Origin of the sequence: Shewanella sp. BJSY2023SW005 (genome assembly GCF_047314585.1) — a bacterium.
In the GTDB taxonomy this organism is placed as follows: domain Bacteria; phylum Pseudomonadota; class Gammaproteobacteria; order Enterobacterales; family Shewanellaceae; genus Shewanella; species Shewanella algae.
Window position 1 is genome coordinate 32427 of the sequence record NZ_JBKORJ010000062.1, and the last position, 24181, is coordinate 56607.

Genomic DNA, 24181 nt, shown 5'->3' on the forward strand with positions numbered 1-24181 from the left:
TGGCTGACTTGCGCGATAGCAATCTGCTGTCGCCAGTTCATGGAGCAGCGAAAGAGAAAACAAAAACCCGCCATATAGGCGGGTCTCTGTGCGAACACTTGCGTCTTTATGTAGCGGCTTACTTAGTAGCCAGCTTCTCACGGATACGTGCAGACTTACCTGAACGCTCACGCAGATAGTACAGCTTGGCGCGACGAACGCGACCACGACGCTTAACTTCGATGCTGGAAATCAGTGGGCTGTGCGTTTGGAAAGCACGCTCAACACCTTCACCATTAGAGATCTTACGTACGGTAAATGCAGAGTGCAGACCGCGGTTACGCTTAGCGATAACCACGCCTTCAAAGGCCTGCAGACGCTCTTTGTCACCTTCTTTAACACGAACCTGAACGACTACGGTATCACCGGCACCGAACTCAGGTACGTCTTTTTTCATTTGCTCATCGTTGAGCATTTTAATGATGTTGTTCATAACTTACTCCGTTCTAGAATTAACTGAGCTGCGACTAGGCTGAGTCCATTGCGTCAACGAACTGCGCTAATAGAGTCGTCTGTTCGTCAGTCAGAGCTAGATTTTCAAATAATTCTGGTCGTCGCTGCAGTGTTCTTATCAAACTCTGCTGTAGACGCCAGCGTCTAATTTCTTCGTGGTTGCCGCTGAGTAACACCGCCGGAACATCCAGTCCATCGAGACATTCAGGCCGGGTATAGTGAGGACAATCCAATAATCCGTCAGAGAAGGAATCCTGCTCTGCCGAGGCCTGTTTGCCCAGCACGCCGGGAACCAGTCTCGAAACCGAATCTATCAGGGTCATTGCCGGCAATTCACCGCCCGAGAGCACGTAATCACCAACCGACCACTCCTCATCCACTTCCGTCTGAATGATGCGCTCATCGATACCTTCGTAGCGACCGCACACCAGGATCAGCTTGGATGATTGTGCCAGCTCAGATACGCCTTGCTGAGTCAGCTTGCGTCCCTGAGGTGACAGATATATCACCTTGGCTCCCTCACCTGCCGCAGCCTTGGCTGCATGAATGGCATCGCGAAGGGGCTGAACCATCATCAACATTCCGGGACCACCACCATAAGGTCTGTCGTCCACAGTGTTGTGTCTGTCATGGGTGAAATCCCTGGGATTCCACGTCTGTACTTCCAGCAGGCCATTCTTCACGGCCCGACCCGTCACGCCAAAGTCTGTTACTGCTCGAAACATCTCCGGGAACAGGGTGATTACCCCTAACCACATAAGCTGTTTCCTCGACTCAGAAGTCCGGATCCCAATCCACTAAAATCTGTTTTGCCGAAACGCTCACCTCTTTGATGAACTGTTCGGTGACAAAGGGGATCATACGTTCCGCTTTGCCAAAGCTATCTTTGGCGTTGGCCTTCACCAGCAAGACGTCGTTGGATCCTGTTTCCACGATCTGATCGACCTTGCCCATGTTGTAGCCCTTGGTGTTGATCACTTCGCAGCCGATAAGATCACGCCAGTAGAATTCATCTTCCGGCAGGTCTTTCATCTGCTCAGGCAGTATGCCGATCTCACAGTTAGTGAGCATCTGCGCCCGCTCCCGCGTCTCTACCCCTTCAAGTGCGGCAACAACCGCCTTGCCCTGATAGCGCCACTGGGTGACCTTCACTTCACGCCATTCGCCCTGTTCTTTAATGAGCCAAGGTGAATAGTCAAAAATACCTTCAACAGAATCGGTATAGGCGGTGATTTTCAGCCAACCTTTAATGCCATAGCTGGAACCAAGTTTGCCCAACACGATTGGCTGTGGGTTACTGCTCATCAATCTATACCTTAAACGCTATTAAGCAGCTGCTTTACGAGCGTCTTTGATCAGTTTTGCTACGCGTTCTGTAGTTGCAGCACCGTTTGAAACCCAGTGCTCAACACGGTCCAGATCCAGGCGCAGAGTTTCTTCCTGGCCTTTGGCCAGAGGGTTGAAGAAACCTACACGTTCGATGAAACGACCGTCACGGGCATTGCGGCTATCAGCAACAACGATGTTGTAAAATGGACGCTTTTTCGCGCCACCACGAGCTAAACGAATGGTAACCATGCGTTCTTTATCCTCTAATGATTTGCTTTTCAGCAAAAATAAAAACTGGAACCCCGTGTTCGCGAAGAGTCCCAGATAGAAAGCCGGAAGATTTTACCTGACTTTCGGGCGAATGCAACCGATCCCGGCTAATTTTACAACGCCCATTCACAGCTTATCCCAAGCGGGACAATAGCTAAGGAAGGTTTGCACCTTCCCGGTAAGGTCATTTGGTATCAGCGGCCGGGGAATTTCATTCCCGGAGGCAACATGCCTCCCAGGCCACGCATCATCTTATGCATGCCGCCCTTGGCGGACATTTTCTTCATCATTTTCTGCATCTGGGTAAACTGCTTCAGCAAGCGGTTTACATCCTGAATTTGAGTGCCGGAACCGGCGGCGATGCGGCGTTTACGCGAGCCCTTGATCATATCCGGGCGCTTACGCTCATCTGGCGTCATGGAGTTAATAATAGCCTCCATCTGACCTGTGAGCTTACCGTTTTGCACCTGCGCCAACGCATCGGGAGGCAGTTGACCGACACCGGGTAGTTTTTCCAGCATCCCCATCATGCCGCCCATATTCTTCATCTGTTGCAGCTGCTCACGGAAGTCTTCCAGGTCAAAACTGCCGCCGGACTTCACTTTTGAGGCCAGCTTAAGAGCTTTTTCCTTATCGACACCGCGCTCAACTTCTTCGATGAGCGACAACACGTCTCCCATCCCCAGAATACGGGAAGCGACCCGGTCTGGATGGAAAGGCTCAAGGGCATCAGTCTTCTCACCGACCCCAAGGAACTTAATGGGTTTACCTGTAATATGGCGAATGGACAGGGCGGCACCGCCTCTGGCATCACCATCCACCTTGGTGAGGATCACCCCGGTCAGCGGCAGCGCTTCATTAAAGGCCTTGGCGGTATTAGCCGCATCCTGACCTGTCATAGCATCGACCACAAACAAGGTTTCAACCGGCTTGACCGCAGCGTGCAGCGCCTTGATCTCATCCATCATCGCCTCGTCCACATGCAGACGACCGGCGGTATCCAGAATCACTACATCGATAAACTTACGCTTGGCGTAAGCGATGGCATCATTGGCGATATCCACCGGTTTCTGGCTGACGTCCGATGGGAAAAATTCGACTTCAACTTCATTGGCCAGGGTTTCCAGCTGCTTGATCGCCGCTGGACGGTATACGTCGGCACTGACCACAAGCACAGACTTCTTCTGTCTGGTACGCAGGAACTTACCCAACTTGGCGACACTGGTGGTTTTACCCGCGCCCTGCAGGCCCGCCATCATCAATACGGCAGGTGGCTGGGCGGCCAGGTTGAGGGCCTCATTGGCCTCACCCATGGCTTTTTCCAGTTCACTCTGGACAATTTTGACAAACACCTGGCCCGGGGTCAGGCTCTTGGCCACTTCCTGGCCAACGGCACGTTCTTTGACGCTGCTGACAAATTCCCGCACCACAGGCAGGGCCACATCGGCCTCCAGCAATGCCATACGAACTTCGCGCAGGGTGTCCTTCACGTTCTCTTCAGTCAAGCGACCCCGACCACTGATATTTTTCAGGGTGCGGGACAATCTGTCGGTGAGATTCTCAAACATCGTCCAGTTCTATACCGTTTATGAATGTAAAATGATGGGGCGTATTATAACTATGCCGGGGTATTAATGCAGCCCTGTTCTCAAGATGGGGTTAAATAGACGCTTATCAAGGTGCAAATAAACATTTTGCCTTAATGCGGGTGGGAACCAATTGCCGTATTTTATGCACTAACTGTCGGGAACTGCATAATTTTGTCGTCTGGGTCACTGCCCAATTACCGACGGCTCATGTTATTCTAACGCAAACAAGTTTTTCCGATGCCGCCCACAGAGGCCAATTACACATAAGGATAGGTTAATCCCAGATGGTCATTCTCTCTGCTGCCGCGATGTTTTTCTACAGCATAGCGCTGATATTAGTGACAAGCCGCTTATTTCATGCCGAGGGGCCCAACCGCCGCGCCGTAGCCGGTTTTGCCGCCTTGGGTGTGATACTGCACGCCGCAGCCCTGTACCAGGCGATCTTTACCGCCGATGGCCAGAACTTCAGCCTGACCAATGTGATATCCATGGTTAACTGGATCATCGCTTTGGCATTCACTCTGGTGCTTTCCCGTATCAAGGTCATAGTCTTGGTGCCTGTTGTGTATGCCTGCTCTGTGATATCCGTAGCCCTGCTATGGCTGCTGCCGCCCAAATACATTACCCATTTTGAGCTGCACCCCGAAGTGTTGGTCCATGTGGTGTTGTCACTGATGGCCTACAGTGCCTTGATGATAGCGGCACTCTATGCCATCCAGCTGGCCGTTATCCAGAACAAGCTGAAGAAAAAGCAGCTGATGTTGAGCCCGGCTATTCCGCCGCTGATGACGGTCGAAAAGCAGTTGTACCACCTGATCATCATAGGGGTGATTTTGCTGAGTCTGTCGCTCGCCACCGGCTTTATCTTCCTTGATGATATGTTTGCCGATGGCAAGGGGCACAAGGCGGTACTTTCCATTCTGGCTTGGTTCGTCTATATCGCCATGTTGTGGCAGCAATATACCGTGGGTTGCCGTATCCGCACGGCGGTGATCTACAGTCTGACAGGCGCCAGCCTGCTCTCCCTGGCTTACTTTGGCGCCCGCATCGTCAAAGAGCTGATCCTGAGCTAATCTGAGTCGAGTCGGGCAAGGCCTAGACCTTTGCCTGACTTGACACTCCATCCAATTGCCAGTATTTACTAACTTTCGCTATTCCTGACGGGGCCCCTTTTTGGACGATATATCGACCGGCATACTCCTGATAATTCTACTGCTGTTAATCCTGATTTCGGCGTATTTTTCCGGTTCGGAAACCGCCATGATGACCCTAAACCGCTACAGGTTACGTCATCTGGCCAATAATGGTCACAAGGGCGCCAGACGCGCCATTAAGTTGCTGGACCGCCCCGATAGGCTCATAGGCCTGATCCTCATAGGCAACAACCTGGTCAATATCCTAGCCTCCTCAATCGCCACTATTTTAGGGATTCGACTCTGGGGCGACTTGGGATTGGCCATAGCCACCGGGGTACTGACACTTGTGGTATTGGTGTTTGCCGAAGTGACGCCCAAAACTGTGGCTGCGTTGCACCCCGAACGTATCGCCTTCCCCTCCAGCCTGGTACTCAAGTGGTTGCTATGGCTGTTTTCGCCTCTGGTCAAGAGCGTCAATATTATCACCTCCTTTATTCTCAGGCTGATGGGAATACGCTCCATCCGTGCCGATGATGCCCTGAGCCAGGAAGAGCTGCGCACAGTAGTACATGAAGCCGGGGCCCTGATCCCAAGACGCCACCAGGAGATGCTGTTGTCGATTCTGGATCTGGAAAAGGTCACAGTGGAAGACATCATGGTGCCCCGCTCCGAGCTCTATGCCATCAATATCAATGATGACTTCAAGAGTATCAACAAGCAGGTTATTCAGAGCCCGCATACCCGGGTACTCTTGTATCGTGACAACATAGATGATGCCGTGGGTTTTGTGCATCTGCGTGATGCCTTGAGACTGCAGTCCAAGGAGCAGTTCAGTAAATCCTCGCTACTTAGAGCCGTGAAAGAGCTGTACTTTATTCCCGAGGGCACACCGCTCAACGTGCAATTGGCCAACTTCCAGCACAATAAGGAACGCATAGGCCTGGTGGTGGATGAATACGGTGATATTCAAGGATTGGTGACACTGGAAGATATTCTTGAGGAAATCGTCGGTGACTTTACCACTTCCATGGTCACTACTCCCAGCGAAGATATTACCCCGCAGCAGGATGGCAGCTTCCTGATCGATGCCACCATCAATATCCGCGATCTCAACAAAGAGATGGAATGGGACTTCCCCACCGACGGCCCCAAGACCCTCAATGGTTTGATTCTGGAATATCTGGAAGAGATACCCCAGGCCAATACCAGCCTGAGGCTCGCGGGTTACCCGATGGAAGTGGTGGAAGTGGCCGACAACATGATCAAGACAGTGCGGATCATGCCGCAGTTTTATCGCCCATCCTGAAACTCAACCCACTTTGAGCTGAGTCATTGGGCAGTATTGGCTGCCCTTTTGGCGGCTTCCAGTGCCCGGCGTTTGTCCCGGGCTATCGCGGTGATGGTGTTATCCAACTCACCTTCCAGCCCCAGCATAAAAAACACTTCGGCCATCAGGAAAAAGGGGCCAATAAGCAGTTGGTTAAGATCATCGATAAAAGCCGGTTTGGCCTTTTCATACTTGTGGCCAATAAACTGGAATATCCAACCTATGACAAAAACCGTTATGCCCAACCAAATACTGGCATAGCCCAGGGTATAGAGCCATTCGGTTGTCAGAATCACCGGCAGGATAAACAGTGCCAGTCCCAGCGCCAAACGCCAATGCAGCTTGATGTAATAAAGCATCACCCCAACAGCCAGCAACATGGCGACGCTGAGAGTGCCACTTGAAAAAGGCAGGCGCCACAACGACAGCATTAAAAATACTGACCAGATAATCAATGGGATACCGATAAAATGAGTTTTGATATTGGTAGGGTTCAGATGCACACTCTTATAAGTGGACAACTGTTCAACAGCCGACTTCATGACGCTCTCCTTGGTTTTGTTATTATTCTCCTCCCGCCAAGCAGGGACCTCGAGTGTCTATTTGATTCCGGTGCAGGCCCATATACTTGAGCTTCAGATAAGTGCCTGTACTCAGATGCGATTAATACACCTGATGGTTTGAGAGTACCGCAACAATTAACCTGTGACAACGCCATAAAAAAGGAGCCTCTCGGCTCCTCTCATGCTTTGACAAACTGTACTTTGACAAACCTGACAAACAGCCAGTCTAACAGACTTGGACAAGGCCCTCAGTACCAGGCAAGGCTTAGTTGTGCTAGTCGCTTAAGATAACAGTCGCCACCGCATAGTGACGTTCATCGGCAATGGACAGCAGTGCCCGCTTGGCGCCCAGTGTTTCCAGGCGCTGGTGCGCGCCATCACTGAATTCAAGCTGGGGCGCACCATCAGCATTATTGCTGATATGAATATGCTGAAACGAGACTCCACGGCCTATTCCGGTTCCCAGCGCCTTGGCAGCCGCTTCCTTGGCCGCAAAGCGCTTGGCCAGAAATCGCGCCGGTTCGCTCAGCGTCTGAAAGCGGGCATATTCGGCCTCGGTCAGCACCCGTTTGGCCAGCCTATCTCCGCCCCGCTCCAACTGAGCCTCAATGCGGGCGATTTCCACTATGTCGGTTCCCAGTCCCAGCACAGCCATTACTCGCCTCTGCGACCTTCCAGCATGAGTTGCTTCATATCTCTGACCGCCTTGTCCAGGCCGTCTATCGCCGCCCTGGCTATGATGGCGTGGCCGATATTCAGCTCATGCAACTCGGGGATGGCAGCTATCGGCTTCACATTGTGATAGTGCAACCCGTGCCCTGCGTTGACCACCAGGCCCTTGCCATGAGCATAGGCAGCCATTTCCGTGATACGGGCCAACTCCTCGCTCTCCTCTTCGGCGCTATGGGCGTCGGCGTAGCGGCCGGTATGAATTTCTATCACGGGCGCACCCACGGCTACGGCGGCATCTATCTGCTCGCGGTTGGCATCGATAAAGAGTGATACCTTAATGCCCTGCTCGGCCAGACGTTTAACCGCCGCGGCGATTTTCGGCTGCTGACCGGCAACGTCCAAGCCGCCCTCTGTAGTAAGCTCTTCACGTTTCTCCGGCACCAGACATACATAGACAGGCTTAACCTCACAGGCGATATCCAGCATCTCTTCGGTGACCGCCATTTCCAGATTCATCCGGGTCTTGAGCGTCTTGGCCAGCAGGTAGACATCGCGATCCACTATGTGGCGTCTGTCTTCACGAAGATGGATAGTGATCCCCTCGGCGCCGGCGTGCTCGGCCACGGCCGCTGCATGCACAGGATCCGGGTAATGGGTGCCACGCACCTGCCGCAAGGTGGCGATATGATCTATATTCACCCCTAACAAGATTCTATTCATCTTTAACTCCTTGATAATTACTGGAATGCACCAGCCTGATCGGCGGTATAAAAGCAGTTTCTATTCTCTGCCATTGTAACGGCAGCATTTGAAAAAAGCGGGCTGAAGAGCTCATTTCTCTCCTCGGCTGGGCGGCTGTGGGGCCCTTGACGAATTTTCCCCCCGGCGGGCAAACAACTGCCTGCTGAGCAGTGGCTTATCACCGAGCAGTGGCCGGAGCAATTGCCGGGTCAAGACTTTGGCGGCTTGCCAATCCCCTTGCTGAAGGCGGTTTTCTGCCAATGCCAATAGAGTGCTTCCCGGCAGTGCCTCTTGCCGCTTGGCATCACCAATAAAGGGGATGAACCCCTGTTCAGGAATGAATCTGTAGCAGCCATCGGCTTGGATATCGGCGCCATCAGCATCCTTCACCAATGAGGGCATGCAGCCAAGCTCGGATAAGAGTCTGAGCTCGAAATAACGCAGTGTTGTCTGCTCAAAGCCCTTGGCCAGCGCCAGCAGGCTCTGATGATAACTGAAAAACAGCGCTTCGCCACTCTGGTGGTTGCCCAGTACCCGCACCAAGAGTTCATTGAGGTACATGGCCGCATATAAAGCGTCCCCGGACAGGGGCACTGCCGGGGACGCACTCTCAATTTGAGTCAGGGTTCTGAGGTCGCTGCGGCCACTCAGTTGGAACAGCAGCGGCTGAAACGGCTGCACTATGCTCTTTATCGAGCGCTTGCCACTGCCGACTCTGGCAACGGCGTCGACCCGACCAAGGCCATCCACCAGCAGGTTCAACAACATGCTGGATTCCCGATAGGGCCGGGCGTGCAGCACATAGCCTCGCAGCATAGTCGGCCTCAGTCTTCGCCGTAACCCAGGCTGCGAAGGGCACGTTCATCATCGGCCCAGCCCGACTTCACCTTGACCCAGACTTCCAGGAACACTTTGTTATCAAATAACTGCTCCATGTCCTTGCGGGCCTCAGTGGCGATAGTGCGGATCCGCTCGCCCTTCTTGCCGATCACCATGCGTTTCTGGCCGTCGCGTTCAACCAGAATAAGCGCATTGATCTGATAGACGCCATTCTCCATCATCTTGAACTGCTCGATTTCCACCGTGGCATCATAAGGCAGTTCATCACCGAGAAAACGCATCAGTTTTTCACGGACGATTTCAGAGGCCATAAAGCGTTGTGAACGGTCGGTAATATAATCTTCCGGGAAATAGTGCACGCTCTCGGGCAGTGACTCTTTCGCCAGCGACATCAAGCGGCCGACATTGGTACCCGACTTGGCAGAGATGGGCACAATTTCATCGAAGGCATACTTCTGTCCCAGGGCTTCCAGGTGCGGAAACAGTGTCTCCTTATCCTTGATATAGTCGACCTTGTTCACTGCCAGCACTGTCTTGCGCTCACTGCCGCCATGACGCAGTTTATTGAGCACCATTTCGTCATCAGCGGTCCAGTTGAGGCCATCGACCACAAAGATCACCATGCAGACATCGGCCAGCGAGCTGGCGGCAGCGCGGTTCATCAAACGGTTGATGGCGCGCTTTTCCTCTATGTGCAATCCGGGGGTGTCGATAAAGACTATCTGCGATGGGCCTTCGGTGTGGATCCCCATGATCCTGTGGCGGGTGGTTTGCGGCTTACGGGAGGTGATACTCACCTTTTGGCCGAGCAAACGGTTGAGCAAGGTGGACTTGCCGACATTGGGGCGACCGACTATGGCCACCATACCGCAGTAGGTAACATCATAGGCGGGTGTCGGTGACTGCTGGTTCATCTTGGCCAGCAGTTCATCCAGGCTCGGCTCCTGGGCCGGTACCTCTGGGGTCTTACTCATTTTTTCAGTAACTCCAATATCCCAGCAGCGGCTTGCTGCTCGGCTTTTCTGCGTGAACTGCCGGTGCCGGATACGGCTTGAGCCAGCTCTTCGATACGACATTCTACGGTAAAGGTCTGATCATGCGCCTCGCCGGAAACCGCCACCACTTTATACTCAGGCAGAGATTTCTTATAGCCCTGCAGGTACTCCTGCAACTGGGTCTTGGCATCTTTCTGGCTGACCCCGGGTTGAATCGCCTTCAGTCGCTGCTGGTACCAGCCCAAGAGCAGTGGTCGACAGGTTTCCAGATCTGAGTCCAGGTAGATGGCACCTATGATGGCCTCCACCGCATCGGCGAGAATGGATTCGCGGCGAAACCCGCCGCTCTTGAGTTCGCCCGGGCCCAGGGTCAGATAGTCACCCAGCTTAAACTCCTTGGCGATTTGTGCCAGGGTGTCACCGCGCACCAAGGTGGCACGCATCCGGCTGAGATCGCCTTCGGTCGCCTTGGGGAACTGATGATACAGGGCATCGGAAATCACTATCGACAGGATAGAGTCACCGAGAAATTCCAACCGCTCGTTATGCTTGTTGGCCGCACTTCTGTGAGTCATGGCCTGCTCCAGCAGCGCCATGTTATTGAATTCATACCCCAGAGTACGACACAGACGGGCAAAATTCTTCACAGGTTCTCTCACTTCAAACCACCTACACGTTCAAAACGCACACCGCTTGGCACCCAGGTAGGTAACCAATCCTGAGGCTGGCGCTCAAACTCAAAGCTTATCCAGATTGCCACAGCCTTACCCACCAGGTTGGCTTCAGGCACAAAGCCCCAGAAACGGCTGTCGGTACTGTTGTCGCGGTTATCACCCATGGCAAAATAGTGGCCTTCAGGTACGACAAACTCCCCTTGAGCAAAGCCTGGCTCACGGTAATAGAAGGCCGATGGCTCAGGGCGGGCCGGGTTGATCAGAATATCGTGTGTCACCTCACCCAGTTGCTCGCGAAAACGCAGCAGATCCACGCCATCATCCTGGAATTCGCCTTTATTGACCGGTGCTCTCAATACCAGTTTAGGGCCTGGACAAGGTTGTTGCTCCTTACAGGCTTCCTGAATATAGAGTTCCTTGTTGCGATAGATGATCTTATCGCCTGGCAAACCGATAACCCGTTTGATGTAATCGACCCGCTCATCTTTAGGGTATTTGAATACTATGATATCGCCGCGCTCCGGCTCGCCGGTTTCCACCAGCTTGCTGCGCCATACAGGATCTTTCAGGCCATAGCTGAATTTTTCCACCAGAATGAAGTCACCCACCAGCAGGGTTGGCATCATGGAGCCGGAAGGGATCTGAAACGGCTCGTACAAAAAAGATCTCAGGATTAGCACAAAGGCTATCACAGGGAAAATGGACTTGGAGGTTTCCACATAACCTGGCTCCTGAATGATTTTTTCAGTGACTTCATCGGTCAAGGTGCCATTTTGCGCTTGGGCCAATGCCAGTTTAGCCTGACGCTTGGGGGCCAGCACAAAGGCATCTAGCGCCCAGATAAGGCCACTGACCAAGGTCACCAGCACCAGAATAATGGAAAAATAGGCTGCCATTGGTTATTTAACTCCTGCCTTGTATTAAATTGGAATAAGTCTTGTCAGCTTTAGGGAAGGTGCGAATAAGTCCCATGTGTGCTCTGCGTCGGCTTACAAGCCTGGATGCAAGGCGTGGTTCGCAGCAAATGGCCCTAGTCCTTTGCAAGAAGCACAACACAGCAGGCAGGCTTGTAAGCCACGCCCTTCGGGGCTTGCACAGCAACCGGCTTTCGGCGTTATCCGCCTTTGGCAGGCCCCGGCATGCCTTCAGTCAGATGCCTTGAACGCCAATTGCTGTGTAAGCCAGAGTGCCACGAGGACTTGTTCGCACCTTCCTTAGTTAGTTTACCCATATTTGCCGTTCCAGGGACAGGTCTCCCCTTAAACTAACTAAAGCGCCGCAAAATGCGGCGCAAATGAGATGTTGCTATCCAGGGCGCCGAGGCGCCACAGGATCACTCGTTCAGTTTCAATACCGCCAGGAAGGCTTCCTGTGGAACTTCCACGTTACCGAGCTGCTTCATCCGTTTCTTACCTTCTTTCTGCTTCTGCAGCAGTTTCTTCTTCCGGGAAACGTCACCACCGTAACACTTGGCGGTTACGTCTTTACGCAGTGCTTTCACGGTCGAACGGGCCACAATCTGACTGCCCACTGCGGCTTGGATTGCAATATCAAACATCTGCCGCGGGATCAGCTCTTTCATCTTCTCCACCAGGGCGATACCACGGTGGCGTATGTTGCCCCTGTGGATGATCATCGCCAGTGCATCGACTCTGTCGCCGTTGATCAACACATCCAAACGCACCATGTCGGCCGCCTGGAAGTAGACAAAATTGTACTCGAGCGAAGCATAGCCACGACTGGTGGACTTAAGCCTGTCAAAGAAGTCCATCACGACTTCGGCCGCCGGAATATGATAGGTCAGTGCTACCTGGTTGCCGTGGTAAACCATATTCTTCTGCACACCGCGCTTTTCAACACACAGAGTGATCACGTTGCCCAGGTAATCTTTGGGCACCAGAATATTGGCTTCGACGATAGGCTCACGCATCTCTTCGATATAGTTGAGCGCCGGCAACTCGGATGGGTTATCCACATAGACAACATCGCCATTGGTCAGTTCAACTTCATATTCCACAGTCGGTGCCGTGGTGATCAGATCCAGGTCATATTCCCGCTCCAATCGCTCCTGGATGATCTCCATGTGCAGGAGTCCCAGATAACCGATACGGAAACCAAAGCCCAAGGCGGTGGAGTTTTCCGGCTCAAACTGCAGTGAAGCATCGTTCAGACTCAACTTATTCAGCGCATCACGGAAGCTTTCATAGTCGTCGGTAGAGATGGGGAACACACCAGCGTACACCTGAGGCTTCACTTTCTTGAAGCCAGGCAGAGGCTTGTCTGCGCCGTGTTTGGCATGGGTCAGGGTATCCCCCACAGGGGCACCGTGGATCTCCTTGATACCGGCGATGATAAAACCTACTTCACCGGTTCTCAGTTCAGTTTTTTCTGTCTGCTTGGGTGTGAAGATCCCCACCTTGTCGGCGTTGTAAGTCTGGCCTGTGCTCATGACCTTGAACTTATCGCCCTTCTTGAGCACGCCGTTCTTGATCCGCACCAGAGACACAACCCCTTGGTAGCTGTCGAACCAGGAGTCGACGATCAGAGCCTGCAGCGGCCCTTCCGGATCACCTTCCGGTGGCGGAATTTGTGCCACTATGGTTTCCAGCACTTCGTCTATGCCAACACCAGTCTTGGCAGAGCAGCGTACAGCGTCTTTAGCTTCAATGCCGACTATGTCTTCAATCTCGGCCGCAACCCGCTCGGGCTCAGCCTGAGGCAGGTCAATCTTGTTGAGTACAGGAACGACATCCAGATCCATTTCCAGCGCGGTATAACAGTTCGCCAGTGTCTGGGCCTCAACCCCTTGACCAGCATCAACCACCAGCAAGGCTCCTTCACAAGCCGCCAGCGAGCGGGAAACTTCATAGGAGAAGTCAACGTGCCCTGGGGTATCGATGAAGTTCAGCTGATAAGTTTCACCGTCTTTTGCCTTATAGTCGAGTGTAACGCTCTGGGCCTTGATGGTGATACCGCGTTCGCGCTCCAGATCCATTGAATCCAGCACCTGAGCAGCCATTTCACGGTCGGTTAAGCCGCCACAAACCTGGATCAGGCGATCTGAGAGGGTAGATTTGCCATGGTCGATATGGGCAATAATCGAAAAGTTTCTAATATGTTTCATTATGCTGCAATGACTAAATTCTAATGGGAGACTGTGCTCAAAGGTGCGAAATTGTACCCGATTGCTGGGCCAATACCAATTAGATTCACACTTTGAGCCTTTGCGGGAAGGACTGGATTAGTGACGGTGAGTTTCTGAAGCACTCTCCATGGCTTGGCCAAGATTGGCGAGAATGACAGGTTGAGCCCGATTTTCAATCCTGCGTGCCTGAGACTTGCCCAGTTGCCAAGCCAGCAAGGCAAAGGCGATCGCCATGGATATGGCACCGCCATCTGTACTGAACCCGGCGAGCGAGGCAACAAAGCGCCCCAATAGCCCGCCCAGAAACAACCCGGCCAAAGGCAGCATGTAAACCAGCAGAGCCGCCTTGAGCACTACGCTTTCCGGCAAGCCCAAACGCAGTAAAGTGCCTTCGGGATAAGTTTCAGTGCTGGGCAGGGAAAACTCCTGCAGCCGACTGCCAAACGCCTTGGCAACTGCCGAAGTGCCGCAGGATTCGCTGCTGGAACAGTGATTGCAGGCGCTCTTCAACTCCACCTGCACCTTGACCCAACCATCACTGTCTGTACCTATGACCTTAGCCACCTGTTCCATCATAACCCTGTCCTCACTCCAGCCTTAGACCCGAAGCGATACGGATAAGCGTTTGTGTCGGCACCTTACCGACTGCAACCACTTCCAGATTACCGACTCTGTCAGCCGCCATGGAAAGGCCATTACGGGTCATCAGTTCTTCCGGCATGGGCGCATCACCGGCGCGGGCAACGTAGACGGAGATATTGCTGAGGCCATCGGTGAGGGCAATGTATTCCACCGGCTCATGACTGCCTATCAGGCGATGATGATCGCGAACCACCACCTGAAAACCAGGCGGCAGCCAATCAAATTGCCAGTTCTGGCCATCTTCCCGCTCTGATGGATTCATCACCGCCGGCCATTCCTGCTTGTAGGCCTCCACCAGCAGAGGTGCTGTTTCCTGCAGTTCTATCAATTCAATGACCAACAACTGCTCCAACAACTGCTTGTCCTGATTCAGCATGTCATAGCGCAGCGGCAGGAAGGTTTCCATATCCATCCACACCTGGAAACCATAGCGATATTCATCATTGGGTAAAATGCGAACCATCTGTCCAGGACGTCCGGCAATACGGCTGCGGCCACCCAGCACCAGTTGGTACCCGGCTTCGAGGTCGCCACTGTCACCGAAGAAGGCTGCCGGCATCACCCCTTGAATACGCTTGGCTTTGATGCTGTAGGCGGGCTGTTCGTGTTCGATAAAGGTCACTGTATTGCCGACACGAACGGCATTCTTTGGCGGACCATTGAGGTGTTCGAGAAAGGCCACTTCCTCGCCGTTGACTTTACCGTGCAGGTATACCAAAGGCCGAATATTATCGGCCTGAAGTTGGATGAGAGAAATCTTGTATTCTTTTTCGCGCAGAGCCTGACTCATTTTTTCAAGCCAGGCTTTGGCGGACATATCATCCTGCGCAAAGGCAGGTACTGCAAAGGCCAGAATGGCCAGGAGGAAAAGGCGCAAGAGATTTCCTTAACGATTCATAGGAACAGGAACGACCTCATTATTGTTATCCATAACCACACCGGCATTCAATCTCTGTTGCAACATATGATCCTGAATATAGCTGTTGATCCTGCGGCGTTGCTCAATCAACTGCTCATTGGTATAGCCCTGTGGCTGCTGAACCGGCCCGGTTTGCAGGCTAACGGGTGAGGCGCTGCCCACCAAAGGACGGGTAATAAGCACAGGGGATGCAGGCTCCTGGCTTTCGGGAGTCTGGTTGTAGTTCTGAACACCAACAATGGCAACCATGGCAACGGTGGCGGCAATAGCATACTGGCCAAACTGCTTGAACATGGGGATCACTCTAGCACCGCTGGCAATCTGACGCTGAGGCTCATCGGCCACAGATACCGGGGTTGAGGTGACAGGTGCGACAATCGCCGGCTCCTTGTCGATAGCGGCCGCAATACTGGCGGACAGATCCAAGGGGATAGCGGAAGGTAACTCGCCACGCATAGCATCACCGATAAGATGATAGTTACGCCACTTGTCGTGAGAAGCAGTGTCACCAGCCAGTTCTGCCAGCGTCTGAGCGTCGGTTTCGCCGTCCACTGCCGCAGAAACCCACTCCTGACCTAATTTATCCATTACTCACCTGTCTCTATTAAAGGATCATCTTTCCAGCAAAGGCTGGAGCTTCTTGTCTATGGCTTCCCGGGCACGAAAGATACGGGATCTCACAGTACCTACAGGGCAATCCATCACATTGGCAATATCCTCGTAGCTCATACCATCAAGCTCACGCAAGGAGATAGCCATCTTTAACTCTTCCGGCAGCGATTCGAGAGTGTCGAAGACAGTCTTCTTTATCTCGTCTGAAAGCATCAACCGCTCAGGAGAGGCGAACTCTTTCAGGGCATCACTGCCATCGTAAAATTCGGCTTCATCGGCATCAACATCGTTCGCAGGTGTTCTGCGCCCCTGTGACACCAGATGATTCTTGGCCGTATTTACTGCTATTCGGTACAACCAGGTATAAAAGGCACTCTCACCGCGGAAATTAGGTAACGCCCGATAAGCCTTGATAAAAGCCTCTTGCGCCACGTCTGCTACATCGGCCTGATTCCGTACATAACGGGATATCAGGTTGATGACCTTACTCTGGTACTTTTGCACCAGCAGGTTAAAAGCGTTTTTATCGCCACGTTGTACGCGCTCAACCAGTTGTTGATCACTTGTTTGTCCACTCATCCGAGCCGACTTCTCCCAAATCTTATAATGCTGATTTCTCAGTCGCTCGAATCATATTCACTTATGTAGACTAGCGTGCTTCGAAAAAGTTCTGATGTTTTGCAAAAAATGTACTGTGAATATCCTGAGCTGGGTTGTATCCATCCCTTGCGAGTTGGTTTACCATAACCGAACCCCCAGTCACATCTCATGATACCCGATGAAACAAGTAGTTGAACACCAATCTGACGTCCTGGTCATAGGCAGTGGTGCAGCGGGCTTGACTCTCGCCCTTCACTTGGCTGAAAAAACCAAAGTCATTTTACTCTCCAAAGGTCCTCTCAACGAAGGCTCAACCTATTATGCCCAAGGGGGCATAGCCTCGGTTTTCGACGAGGAGGATACCATAGAATCCCACGTGGCCGACACCTTGGTCGCCGGCGCCGGACTCTGTGATGAAGCCGTGGTAACCTACACGGCCGAAAATGCCCGAGCCGCCATGCAATGGCTGATTGAATGCGGTGTTGCCTTCGATAAGGAAGAAAATCCCGATGGCAGCATCAATGACAGCGCCTACCATCTAACCCGCGAAGGCGGCCACAGCCACAGGCGTATTCTGCACGCCGCCGATGCCACCGGCAAAGAGGTACAGACCACACTGCAGGAGATGGCCCAGGCCCACCCCAATATTCTGGTGCTTGAGCGTTATAACGCCATAGATTTGATCACCACCCGTAAACTGGGTCGTCCGGGCAACCGGGTATTGGGCGCCTATGTCTGGAACCGTAACCTTGAGCAGGTAGAAACCATCAAGGCCAAGTTTGTCGCCCTAGCGACCGGCGGCAGTTCCAAGGTTTACCAGTACACCTCAAACCCGGATATCGCCAGTGGTGATGGTATTGCCATGGCTTGGCGTGCCGGTTGCCGGGTGGCCAACATGGAATTCAATCAGTTCCACCCAACCTGTCTATATCATTCAGATGCCCGCAATTTCCTGCTGACGGAAGCTTTACGTGGTGAAGGCGCCTATCTGCGCCGTCCCGATGGCAGTCGCTTTATGCCTGACTTTGATGAACGCACCGAACTGGCGCCAAGGGACATAGTGGCCAGGGCCATAGACTATGAAATGAAACGCCTCGGTGCCGATTGCGTCTATCTGGATATCAGCCACAAGGACCCGGAATTTGTCATCAAGCATTTCCCCACCATTTACCAGCGCTGCCTGGACTTAGGGATAGATATCACCAAGGAACCTATCCCTGTGGTGCCTGCCGCTCACTATACCTGCGGCGGGGTAATGACAGATTTTCACGGTCAGACAGATCTCAATGGACTCTATGCCATAGGTGAAGTGGCTTATACCGGACTGCACGGTGCCAACCGCCTGGCGAGTAACTCCTTGCTGGAGTGCCTGGTATTCGCCCGCGCCGCTTCGACCGATATTCAAAGCCAACTGGGTAAAATTGCCATGCCCGGCAATATCCCGGCCTGGGATGAAAGCCAAGTATGTAACTCGGATGAAGAAGTAGTGATTGCCCACAACTGGCATGAGCTGAGACTCTTTATGTGGGATTATGTCGGCATTGTGCGCTCAGACAAGCGTTTGGAGCGTGCCCTGCGCCGCTGCGCCATGCTGCAACAGGAGATCCAGGAGTATTACAGCAACTTCCACGTCAGCAACAACCTGCTGGAATTGCGCAACCTGGTGCAAGTGGCCGAGTTGATCATCCGCTGCGCCATGGCCCGCAAGGAAAGCCGCGGCCTACACTGTAATATCGATCATCCGCAGAAACTGGAGAATCCGCAGCCGACCATTCTGCAACCTGAATAACTTGGGCAGGAATGAGTTCAGTTAGCGGACTTTGAGCGCTGCAACAATAGACGACACAGGTGACGATAGTCTGTGTCGTCAAACATATCGGCAAACAGCCAGCAACGCCCGTAGTTATCCTCCCCCTGATAGGTAAAAGTCACCACAAAGGGGCTGACCCAAGGTCTGCCACTAAGTTCGAAACTCGAACCGGGTTCGAACTGTCCTTCACCCAATTCATTAAGCCAGAAACAGAGTTGCCAGCGGCGCAAACGCCACAGCGCAAGGCCAAAGCCTGCCAGCATTAGCAGCAAACATAAGCATTTGAAAGGTAAATAGAAAGGATAATCCAGCGCCGGCCAGGCAAGAAAGCTGCTCAGGCAAATAGCAGCCAGCACCGTCAGACTCAGATACTGGCTGAAGGAAGAACTGAGTTGAAACCTATGGCGCTGCCCGGCCACGAACGCGCACTACCATCTGTGCCAGTTGCGGATCCGGACATTGCTCATGCCCCATAAACCAGGCAAAGAGCTCAGGATCTTCACACTCAAGCAGACGAACAAACAAGGCCTTATCCTCAGGGCTCAGAGTCTCGTAATGCTGTTCCACAAAGGGTTGAAACAGTACATCAAGCTCCAGCATACCACGGCGACATGCCCACTTAACCCTGGGGGTACTCATCAAGTCAGACACCTATCATGCTCCAATCAAGAATTTTGTCGCAAGTTTACATTCTGGCGTCTGCGCTGTCGAATATCCGCCTTAATCATCCACCCGTATCAGAACTGCTGCACCTGAAGGTCACGACCGGCAAACAAGTCACCAAAATCGGTTTCCAGCAAGCGCTGCACCGCCGGATGCTGGATCATCCGTTCGGCGAACATCACATGATATTCCTCTTTGATCTCCATGGTTTCACCGAGCAGACGTATGTTGTGCTCGAGAATATCTTGCTGATAGATGGAGGGGGCGACAAATATCCCTTTACGGAAATAGCCAAAGGCCTTCATCATAGCCGCATCGTCGAACTCACCGAGAATCTTGACATTAAGGCGTTTCTCATCAAACCAGCGATAGAGTTGCTGGCCCAGAGAAGTACGCCGACTGGGGATCAGCAAGGGCCCCTCTTCCAGACACTCGGGAAAGCCACTTTTAAACTCCTGCGCCGAGAAAAAGGCAATACCGCACTCCCCCAACTTCTTGGAGAGAATTTCCGGATACTTGAGAGACTCACCGGCGCAGTCCGACAGTATCATATCCAGTTTATGCTCCCTGAGCCTGGCCATCAGGCTCTCGTGGGTTGCCTCATAACAGGCTAGGTGCATGGAACTGTTGGCCGGGATCACCGACATCAGCACCCGACTGGCCAACGCCTTGGAGAGAGCATCGGCAATACCCACCTCAAACAGGATGGATTCATCCTTGCGATAGTTGAGCACATCAAGCATCTCATAAGAGAGGCTGAACATTTTGTCGGCGTAACGAAACACCAGCTCGCCCAATTCAGTAGGGGCCAGGTTGCGCCCCACCCGCTTGAACAGACTCCCCTTGAGCCTTTCTTCCAGCGTCCTTATCTGGCCGGTAATGGTCTGGGGAGTTAAACAGAGTGTCTCGGCAGCCTTGGTCACTGAGCCTTGCTTATGCACCATCCAAAAGTAATACAGGTGGTTGTAGTTCAAATGAGACATAGGCTGCCCCGACTCCTTACTTCAAACGCTGACAGTCCAGCAAATTATTTACGGCAAGTTGTAGTGTATCTATATCCTTGACCTCGCCGCTTTCAAAGGCTTCGCTGATACCCTGTACCAGTTGATCCCGATCCGGGATCCTGTCCAGGCAATACTTGCGATTGGCTTCCTGAAAGCGCTTTCCTCCCCGATACTTAAGGGCGCGGGCTTCATAGCCGTTGCTGTCCAGGCGAGCGCCTACCGCTTGTGGCTTATACATGAGGGCACCATCAACAACGCCTTCGAGGTAACTCTGACACAGGGCTGCTTCCTTGTCTGCAATACAGGCTTCTATCTGTGACGCCTGAGCCAAAGGGGCTAAGCCCGCCAGAATGAGTCCGGCCATTATGCTTGTTTTCATTCCTTTTCTCCTTTTTCAGGTAACACTTTTGACAGCCAGAAATAGCCCACGACTGCCGCCAACATAGATCCGATCAGGATCCCCAACCTGGCCAAATCGCTATAGACAACGCCACCATGCTCAAATGCCAGAGAGGCAATAAACATCGACATGGTAAATCCTATACCGCACATCACAGCCACAGGCATGATATGGCGCCAGGCAATGCCCTCAGGCAACTCAGCCAGACGCAACTTAACCGCAATAAAACTGAACAACACCACACCAATCGGCTTACCGAGCAACAGACCCAATGCAATACCCAGAGGTACAGGCGATACCAGGCTTTCCAGCGACATGCCCCCCAAGGCTACCCCGGCGTTGGCAAAGGCGAATACCGGCAGGATCAGGAAGGTGCTCCAGGGGTGCAGCGCATGCTCCAGGTGCTCGGACGGTGAACCACCTTGCTTGTCGCGCAGCGGAATACAGAAGGCGATGATCACCCCGGCCAAAGTGGCATGAACCCCGGACTTGAGTACGGCGACCCAGAGAATGGCCCCCAGTACGCCATAGGCTCCAAGCGCGGTCACACCGCGGCGGTTCAAGGTAACCAAACCTATGACGGCAGCGGCGGCAATCAAGAGGCTGATCATGGATAGATCACTGCTATAGAACAGCGCAATAATAACGATTACACCCAGGTCATCTATGATTGCCAGCGCCAGCAAAAACACCTTGAGCGCCACGGGAACCCGGTTACCCAAAAGTGCCATGATCCCCAGCGCAAAGGCGATATCAGTCGCGGCCGGAATCGCCCAGCCCCCCTGAGTCACAGGATCATTGGCATTGAACAGCAGATAGATAGCGGCCGGAACAACCATACCACCTATAGCGGCAAAGGTTGGCAGAGATGCCTTGGAAACACTGGACAGTGCCCCCTCCAGCAACTCACGTTTGACTTCCAGACCAATCAACAGAAAGAACAGCGCCATCAGACCATCGTTGATCCACAGCAGCAAGGGCTTGTTGATATCCAGGGCCCCGAGACGCAACTGCATCGGGGTATCCAGAAAACCTTGATAGAGGCCGGAAAGCGGTGAATTAGCCAGGACCATAGCCAAAGCTACAGCAATCAATAACAAAATACCGCCGGCAGATTCCTGGCTCAGGAAATTCCGAAGTGCCTTTTCCATACTAAACTCCCAAAAACATAATTGATTTGAGTGTAGTAGATGGATTTAAGTAAGTATAATCGAAAGTTTCTATGGAATACCTCGAGATATGCGAAGTATTCCACGAAAAACCCGGTTTAGATAGCGACAGGCGCCTTAATATGAGGATGAGGTTCGTAACCGGACAACTCGAAATCTTCGAATCGGTAGTCAAAAATTGATTCGGGTTTACGGGTTATTTTCATTTGCGGCAAAGGCTTGGGCTCACGGCTGAGTTGCAGCGCCGTTTGCTCCATATGATTGGAGTAAAGGTGGGTATCACCGCCGGTCCAAACAAAATCGCCCAATTCAAGATCACACTGCTGCGCTACCATCATGGTCAACAAGGCGTAGCTGGCGATATTGAACGGCAATCCCAGGAACACATCACAGCTGCGCTGATACAGCTGACAGGACAACTTGCCATCGGCTACATAAAACTGAAAGAAGGCATGACAAGGCGCCAGCGCCATCTTGTCGAGCTCGGAGACATTCCAGGCCGAGACAATCAAACGTCTGGAGTCAGGTTGCGCCTTGATCTGCTCTATCACCTGAGTGATCTGATCGATATGACCACCATCGGGCGTTGGCCAACTGCGCCACTGAGCGCCGTAAACCGGCCCCAGATTACCGGACTCATCGGCCCACTCATCCCAAATCGTCACTTTGTTTTCATGCAGATAGGCAACATTGGTGTCCCCTTTCAGGAACCAGAGCAGCTCATGGATGATGGAGCGCAGATGGCATTTCTTGGTGGTCACCAAGGGGAACCCCTTACTGAGGTCAAAACGCATCTGGTAGCCAAATACAGAGCGGGTTCCCGTGCCGGTACGGTCATTCTTATCGGTACCGGAATCTAAAATATGTTGCATTAAATCAAGATATTGCTGCATTACTGCTTGTCCTTCACCACGCCGGCCTGCGGCGCATTACGCATTAACAGATAGAGTCCAAAGAGGATCATGGGCACTGACAGTATCTGTCCCATGGTCAAAAAGCCCAAATAAAGCCCGAGTTGGGCATCCGGCTGTCTGACCGTTTCCACTATGCAGCGGAAGATACCATAGCCGAGCAAAAACATCCCGGACACGGCTCCTGTCTTGGAACTGCGTCTGCTGAACCATTGCAGCAAAATAAACAGCGCTACCCCTTCGAGGGCAAATTGATACAGCTGCGAAGGGTGACGAGGCTCGGGGCCGCCGGAAGGAAACACCATGGCCCAAGGTACATCTGTGACTCGGCCCCAAAGCTCGCCATTGATAAAGTTACCCAGGCGCCCGGCGCCCAGGCCAATGGGCACCACGGGGGCCACCATATCGGCCACCGCGAAGAAGCTGCGCTTCTGTTTCCAGGCGATGTAGAGCATGGCCAGAATAACCCCCATCAAGCCGCCGTGGAAAGACATGCCGCCTTCGCTGATCTTGAATAGGTACAAGGGGTCTGCAATAAAGAAATCCAGATGGTAGACAAGCACATAACCTATGCGTCCTCCCAGGATCACCCCGAGAAAAGCGTAAAACAGCAGATCCGATACCTGTTCGCGGCTCCATAACCCCTTGGATCTGTCAGCCATACGGTTGAGCAGTATCATCGCGGCCAAAAAGCCCAGCAGGTACATGAAACCATACCAACGCAAAGCCGGTTCAAAAGTCTGGCCGAACAGCTCAAAGGGGCCAAAAGATACGATCACAGGATCAATATTGGGAAATTCTAAAGCCATAACAGAAAGACGATTCCTAAATTAACTACGGCGCAGATCAGGCCAGAATAAGTTTAAGACCCACAACAACCAATAAAAGTGCAAATATTTTCTTCAGTACCGGCGTCGGCAAAGTGCTGGCCGCTTTTACACCCACAGGCGCCACCAACATTGAGGAGGCAATAATGCCCACCAAAGCCGGCAGGTAAATGTATCCCAGAGTGCCGCTTGGCATATCCGGGGCGTTCCAGCCTGCGATAACATACCCTAAACTCCCCCAAAGGGCGATGATAAGGCCGGTAGCCGATGAAAAACCCACCGCCTGACGCATCTGCAGCCCACACCAGGTGAGGAAAGGCACCAAAAGCACCCCACCACCAATGCCCATCAAGGCGGCAATAATGGCAATAATCGCCGAGACTATGAGTAAAACGGGAAATGGCGGCAAGCCCTCTTTCGCCGATGGGCGAAAAGGGAATGCCATCTGGACGGCCATTAATATTACAAACACGGCAAAGGCGCGGCGCAGATCATCGGCCGGGATCAATTCGGCGATAAACCCCGAACACAAGGCCCCCAGCGCCAGACCAGGCAACATGGATTTAAACAGTGGCCAGGGAATATTGCCGTGGCTGTGATGGGCGCGGGCCGATGAAAAAGAGGTCAAAATGATGGCCGCCAACGAAGTGGCAATGGCAACATGGGGCAACTGCGCGGCGGGAACTCCCACCTTGGGTAAAATATACAACAGCGCCGGCACCACAATAAGACCACCGCCTATCCCCAACAAGCCGGCCATAAAGCCGACAAAGGCCCCCAACGCCAGACAAACACCGAATACCCAGAGAAATGTGTCCACAGAGGTTCCTTAATTCTTGTTGTTATTCCAT

28 protein-coding genes are annotated in these 24181 nt (G+C 52.8%); 3 read left to right on the top strand and 25 right to left on the bottom strand.

Going from position 1 to position 24181, the window contains the following annotated elements; genetic code table 11:
• Window positions 1-118: 118 nt before the first annotated feature.
• The 5 genes from rplS to ffh all read right to left on the bottom strand — a co-directional run bounded on the left by rplS (window position 119) and on the right by ffh (window position 3659).
• Entirely contained in the window at window positions 119-472 is a 354-nt protein-coding gene (rplS, locus tag ACMHXI_RS19440) for a 50S ribosomal protein L19 (RefSeq protein WP_025010567.1), read from the bottom strand.
• 34 nt (window positions 473-506) lie between these two features.
• Window positions 507-1250 carry a tRNA (guanosine(37)-N1)-methyltransferase TrmD gene (trmD, locus tag ACMHXI_RS19445; RefSeq protein WP_025887856.1) on the bottom strand — a complete coding sequence of 248 codons (744 nt, stop codon included), beginning with the start codon at window positions 1248-1250 and terminating at the stop codon, window positions 507-509.
• 16 nt (window positions 1251-1266) lie between these two features.
• Complete coding sequence (rimM, locus tag ACMHXI_RS19450; RefSeq protein WP_144438591.1) at window positions 1267-1797, bottom strand: ribosome maturation factor RimM; 531 nt, start codon at window positions 1795-1797, stop codon at window positions 1267-1269.
• Window positions 1798-1818: 21 nt separating this feature from the next.
• Window positions 1819-2070, bottom strand: coding sequence for a 30S ribosomal protein S16 (gene rpsP, locus ACMHXI_RS19455; protein WP_025010564.1), 252 nt, complete (start codon window positions 2068-2070; stop codon window positions 1819-1821).
• A gap of 215 nt (window positions 2071-2285) precedes the next feature.
• Window positions 2286-3659: a signal recognition particle protein gene (gene ffh / locus ACMHXI_RS19460; RefSeq protein ID WP_025887855.1), complete on the bottom strand. Its 1374-nt coding sequence runs from the start codon at window positions 3657-3659 to the stop codon at window positions 2286-2288.
• 305 nt (window positions 3660-3964) lie between these two features.
• Here ffh and ACMHXI_RS19465 point away from each other — a divergent pair, with 305 nt between their 5' ends.
• Window positions 3965-4753: an inner membrane protein YpjD gene (locus tag ACMHXI_RS19465; RefSeq protein WP_025010563.1), complete on the top strand. Its 789-nt coding sequence runs from the start codon at window positions 3965-3967 to the stop codon at window positions 4751-4753.
• Window positions 4754-4853: 100 nt separating this feature from the next.
• Entirely contained in the window at window positions 4854-6122 is a 1269-nt protein-coding gene (locus ACMHXI_RS19470) for an HlyC/CorC family transporter (RefSeq protein ID WP_025010562.1), read from the top strand.
• A gap of 23 nt (window positions 6123-6145) precedes the next feature.
• Here ACMHXI_RS19470 and ACMHXI_RS19475 read toward each other — a convergent pair whose 3' ends face one another.
• The 12 genes from ACMHXI_RS19475 to rpoE all read right to left on the bottom strand — a co-directional run bounded on the left by ACMHXI_RS19475 (window position 6146) and on the right by rpoE (window position 16525).
• The gene (locus ACMHXI_RS19475; RefSeq protein ID WP_093982522.1) at window positions 6146-6685 is read right to left on the bottom strand and encodes a DUF962 domain-containing protein; all 540 of its coding nucleotides are present in this window, start codon (window positions 6683-6685) and stop codon (window positions 6146-6148) included.
• A 295-nt stretch (window positions 6686-6980) separates the two neighbouring features.
• Window positions 6981-7361, bottom strand: coding sequence for a holo-ACP synthase (gene acpS, locus ACMHXI_RS19480; protein WP_028779787.1), 381 nt, complete (start codon window positions 7359-7361; stop codon window positions 6981-6983).
• Window positions 7361-8098 carry a pyridoxine 5'-phosphate synthase gene (gene pdxJ / locus ACMHXI_RS19485; protein WP_025887852.1) on the bottom strand — a complete coding sequence of 246 codons (738 nt, stop codon included), beginning with the start codon at window positions 8096-8098 and terminating at the stop codon, window positions 7361-7363. Before pdxJ ends, acpS begins: the two co-directional genes overlap by 1 nt.
• Before the next feature lie 111 nt (window positions 8099-8209).
• Window positions 8210-8935, bottom strand: coding sequence for a DNA repair protein RecO (gene recO / locus ACMHXI_RS19490; protein WP_144220805.1), 726 nt, complete (start codon window positions 8933-8935; stop codon window positions 8210-8212).
• An 8-nt stretch (window positions 8936-8943) separates the two neighbouring features.
• A complete protein-coding gene (gene era, locus ACMHXI_RS19495; RefSeq protein WP_025887851.1) occupies window positions 8944-9933 on the bottom strand; it encodes a GTPase Era in 990 nt (329 codons plus the stop codon).
• Window positions 9930-10613, bottom strand: coding sequence for a ribonuclease III (gene rnc, locus ACMHXI_RS19500; protein ID WP_025887850.1), 684 nt, complete (start codon window positions 10611-10613; stop codon window positions 9930-9932). The genes era and rnc overlap by 4 nt, the downstream gene beginning before the upstream one ends.
• Window positions 10610-11524, bottom strand: a complete 915-nt coding sequence (gene lepB, locus ACMHXI_RS19505; protein ID WP_025887849.1) for a signal peptidase I — start codon at window positions 11522-11524, stop codon at window positions 10610-10612. The genes rnc and lepB overlap by 4 nt, the downstream gene beginning before the upstream one ends.
• Window positions 11525-11961: 437 nt before the next feature.
• Window positions 11962-13752, bottom strand: coding sequence for a translation elongation factor 4 (lepA, locus tag ACMHXI_RS19510; protein WP_025010555.1), 1791 nt, complete (start codon window positions 13750-13752; stop codon window positions 11962-11964).
• 117 nt (window positions 13753-13869) lie between these two features.
• The gene (locus ACMHXI_RS19515; RefSeq protein WP_413735880.1) at window positions 13870-14349 is read right to left on the bottom strand and encodes a SoxR reducing system RseC family protein; all 480 of its coding nucleotides are present in this window, start codon (window positions 14347-14349) and stop codon (window positions 13870-13872) included.
• 10 nt (window positions 14350-14359) lie between these two features.
• The gene (locus ACMHXI_RS19520) at window positions 14360-15292 is read right to left on the bottom strand and encodes a MucB/RseB C-terminal domain-containing protein (protein ID WP_025887844.1); all 933 of its coding nucleotides are present in this window, start codon (window positions 15290-15292) and stop codon (window positions 14360-14362) included.
• Window positions 15293-15301: 9 nt separating this feature from the next.
• Window positions 15302-15922 carry a sigma-E factor negative regulatory protein gene (locus ACMHXI_RS19525; RefSeq protein ID WP_413735882.1) on the bottom strand — a complete coding sequence of 207 codons (621 nt, stop codon included), beginning with the start codon at window positions 15920-15922 and terminating at the stop codon, window positions 15302-15304.
• 24 nt (window positions 15923-15946) lie between these two features.
• Window positions 15947-16525: an RNA polymerase sigma factor RpoE gene (gene rpoE, locus ACMHXI_RS19530; RefSeq protein ID WP_025010551.1), complete on the bottom strand. Its 579-nt coding sequence runs from the start codon at window positions 16523-16525 to the stop codon at window positions 15947-15949.
• 199 nt (window positions 16526-16724) lie between these two features.
• Between rpoE and nadB the strand changes: the two genes are divergently transcribed.
• Window positions 16725-18335: an L-aspartate oxidase gene (gene nadB / locus ACMHXI_RS19535; RefSeq protein ID WP_413735884.1), complete on the top strand. Its 1611-nt coding sequence runs from the start codon at window positions 16725-16727 to the stop codon at window positions 18333-18335.
• Between the two features lie 17 nt (window positions 18336-18352).
• On the opposite strand, the gene ACMHXI_RS19540 is transcribed toward nadB, so the two are convergent.
• From ACMHXI_RS19540 to ACMHXI_RS19575, 8 genes are all read right to left on the bottom strand, one after another.
• Window positions 18353-18775: a protein YgfX gene (locus ACMHXI_RS19540; protein WP_144218476.1), complete on the bottom strand. Its 423-nt coding sequence runs from the start codon at window positions 18773-18775 to the stop codon at window positions 18353-18355.
• A complete protein-coding gene (locus ACMHXI_RS19545; protein ID WP_028779782.1) occupies window positions 18756-18995 on the bottom strand; it encodes a succinate dehydrogenase assembly factor 2 in 240 nt (79 codons plus the stop codon). Before ACMHXI_RS19545 ends, ACMHXI_RS19540 begins: the two co-directional genes overlap by 20 nt.
• Window positions 18996-19093: 98 nt before the next feature.
• The gene (nhaR, locus tag ACMHXI_RS19550) at window positions 19094-20002 is read right to left on the bottom strand and encodes a transcriptional activator NhaR (protein ID WP_025010548.1); all 909 of its coding nucleotides are present in this window, start codon (window positions 20000-20002) and stop codon (window positions 19094-19096) included.
• A gap of 16 nt (window positions 20003-20018) precedes the next feature.
• Window positions 20019-20402, bottom strand: a complete 384-nt coding sequence (locus tag ACMHXI_RS19555) for a hypothetical protein (protein ID WP_037474378.1) — start codon at window positions 20400-20402, stop codon at window positions 20019-20021.
• Window positions 20399-21574: a Na+/H+ antiporter NhaA gene (gene nhaA, locus ACMHXI_RS19560; RefSeq protein WP_025010547.1), complete on the bottom strand. Its 1176-nt coding sequence runs from the start codon at window positions 21572-21574 to the stop codon at window positions 20399-20401. The genes ACMHXI_RS19555 and nhaA overlap by 4 nt, the downstream gene beginning before the upstream one ends.
• A 116-nt stretch (window positions 21575-21690) precedes the next feature.
• Complete coding sequence (gene thyA, locus ACMHXI_RS19565) at window positions 21691-22485, bottom strand: thymidylate synthase (RefSeq protein ID WP_208181651.1); 795 nt, start codon at window positions 22483-22485, stop codon at window positions 21691-21693.
• Window positions 22485-23312 carry a prolipoprotein diacylglyceryl transferase gene (gene lgt / locus ACMHXI_RS19570; RefSeq protein WP_413735888.1) on the bottom strand — a complete coding sequence of 276 codons (828 nt, stop codon included), beginning with the start codon at window positions 23310-23312 and terminating at the stop codon, window positions 22485-22487. The genes thyA and lgt overlap by 1 nt, the downstream gene beginning before the upstream one ends.
• Window positions 23313-23349: 37 nt before the next feature.
• Window positions 23350-24150: a sulfite exporter TauE/SafE family protein gene (locus tag ACMHXI_RS19575; RefSeq protein ID WP_062793821.1), complete on the bottom strand. Its 801-nt coding sequence runs from the start codon at window positions 24148-24150 to the stop codon at window positions 23350-23352.
• Between the last annotated feature and the right edge of the window lie 31 nt (window positions 24151-24181).

What these genes read in the sequence shown, in the direction of transcription:
- rplS (WP_025010567.1), bottom strand. Translation starts at nt 472, where the DNA reads ATGAACAACATCATTAAAATGCTCAACGATGAGCAAATGAAAAAAGAC.
- trmD (WP_025887856.1), bottom strand. Translation starts at nt 1,250, where the DNA reads ATGTGGTTAGGGGTAATCACCCTGTTCCCGGAGATGTTTCGAGCAGTA.
- rimM (WP_144438591.1), bottom strand. Translation starts at nt 1,797, where the DNA reads ATGAGCAGTAACCCACAGCCAATCGTGTTGGGCAAACTTGGTTCCAGC.
- rpsP (WP_025010564.1), bottom strand. Translation starts at nt 2,070, where the DNA reads ATGGTTACCATTCGTTTAGCTCGTGGTGGCGCGAAAAAGCGTCCATTT.
- ffh (WP_025887855.1), bottom strand. Translation starts at nt 3,659, where the DNA reads ATGTTTGAGAATCTCACCGACAGATTGTCCCGCACCCTGAAAAATATC.
- ACMHXI_RS19465 (WP_025010563.1), top strand. Translation starts at nt 3,965, where the DNA reads ATGGTCATTCTCTCTGCTGCCGCGATGTTTTTCTACAGCATAGCGCTG.
- ACMHXI_RS19475 (WP_093982522.1), bottom strand. Translation starts at nt 6,685, where the DNA reads ATGAAGTCGGCTGTTGAACAGTTGTCCACTTATAAGAGTGTGCATCTG.
- acpS (WP_028779787.1), bottom strand. Translation starts at nt 7,361, where the DNA reads ATGGCTGTGCTGGGACTGGGAACCGACATAGTGGAAATCGCCCGCATT.
- pdxJ (WP_025887852.1), bottom strand. Translation starts at nt 8,098, where the DNA reads ATGAATAGAATCTTGTTAGGGGTGAATATAGATCATATCGCCACCTTG.
- recO (WP_144220805.1), bottom strand. Translation starts at nt 8,935, where the DNA reads ATGCTGCGAGGCTATGTGCTGCACGCCCGGCCCTATCGGGAATCCAGC.
- era (WP_025887851.1), bottom strand. Translation starts at nt 9,933, where the DNA reads ATGAGTAAGACCCCAGAGGTACCGGCCCAGGAGCCGAGCCTGGATGAA.
- lepB (WP_025887849.1), bottom strand. Translation starts at nt 11,524, where the DNA reads ATGGCAGCCTATTTTTCCATTATTCTGGTGCTGGTGACCTTGGTCAGT.
- lepA (WP_025010555.1), bottom strand. Translation starts at nt 13,752, where the DNA reads ATGAAACATATTAGAAACTTTTCGATTATTGCCCATATCGACCATGGC.
- ACMHXI_RS19515 (WP_413735880.1), bottom strand. Translation starts at nt 14,349, where the DNA reads ATGATGGAACAGGTGGCTAAGGTCATAGGTACAGACAGTGATGGTTGG.
- ACMHXI_RS19525 (WP_413735882.1), bottom strand. Translation starts at nt 15,922, where the DNA reads ATGGATAAATTAGGTCAGGAGTGGGTTTCTGCGGCAGTGGACGGCGAA.
- rpoE (WP_025010551.1), bottom strand. Translation starts at nt 16,525, where the DNA reads ATGAGTGGACAAACAAGTGATCAACAACTGGTTGAGCGCGTACAACGT.
- nadB (WP_413735884.1), top strand. Translation starts at nt 16,725, where the DNA reads ATGAAACAAGTAGTTGAACACCAATCTGACGTCCTGGTCATAGGCAGT.
- ACMHXI_RS19545 (WP_028779782.1), bottom strand. Translation starts at nt 18,995, where the DNA reads ATGAGTACCCCCAGGGTTAAGTGGGCATGTCGCCGTGGTATGCTGGAG.
- nhaR (WP_025010548.1), bottom strand. Translation starts at nt 20,002, where the DNA reads ATGTCTCATTTGAACTACAACCACCTGTATTACTTTTGGATGGTGCAT.
- ACMHXI_RS19555 (WP_037474378.1), bottom strand. Translation starts at nt 20,402, where the DNA reads ATGAAAACAAGCATAATGGCCGGACTCATTCTGGCGGGCTTAGCCCCT.
- nhaA (WP_025010547.1), bottom strand. Translation starts at nt 21,574, where the DNA reads ATGGAAAAGGCACTTCGGAATTTCCTGAGCCAGGAATCTGCCGGCGGT.
- thyA (WP_208181651.1), bottom strand. Translation starts at nt 22,485, where the DNA reads ATGCAGCAATATCTTGATTTAATGCAACATATTTTAGATTCCGGTACC.
- lgt (WP_413735888.1), bottom strand. Translation starts at nt 23,312, where the DNA reads ATGGCTTTAGAATTTCCCAATATTGATCCTGTGATCGTATCTTTTGGC.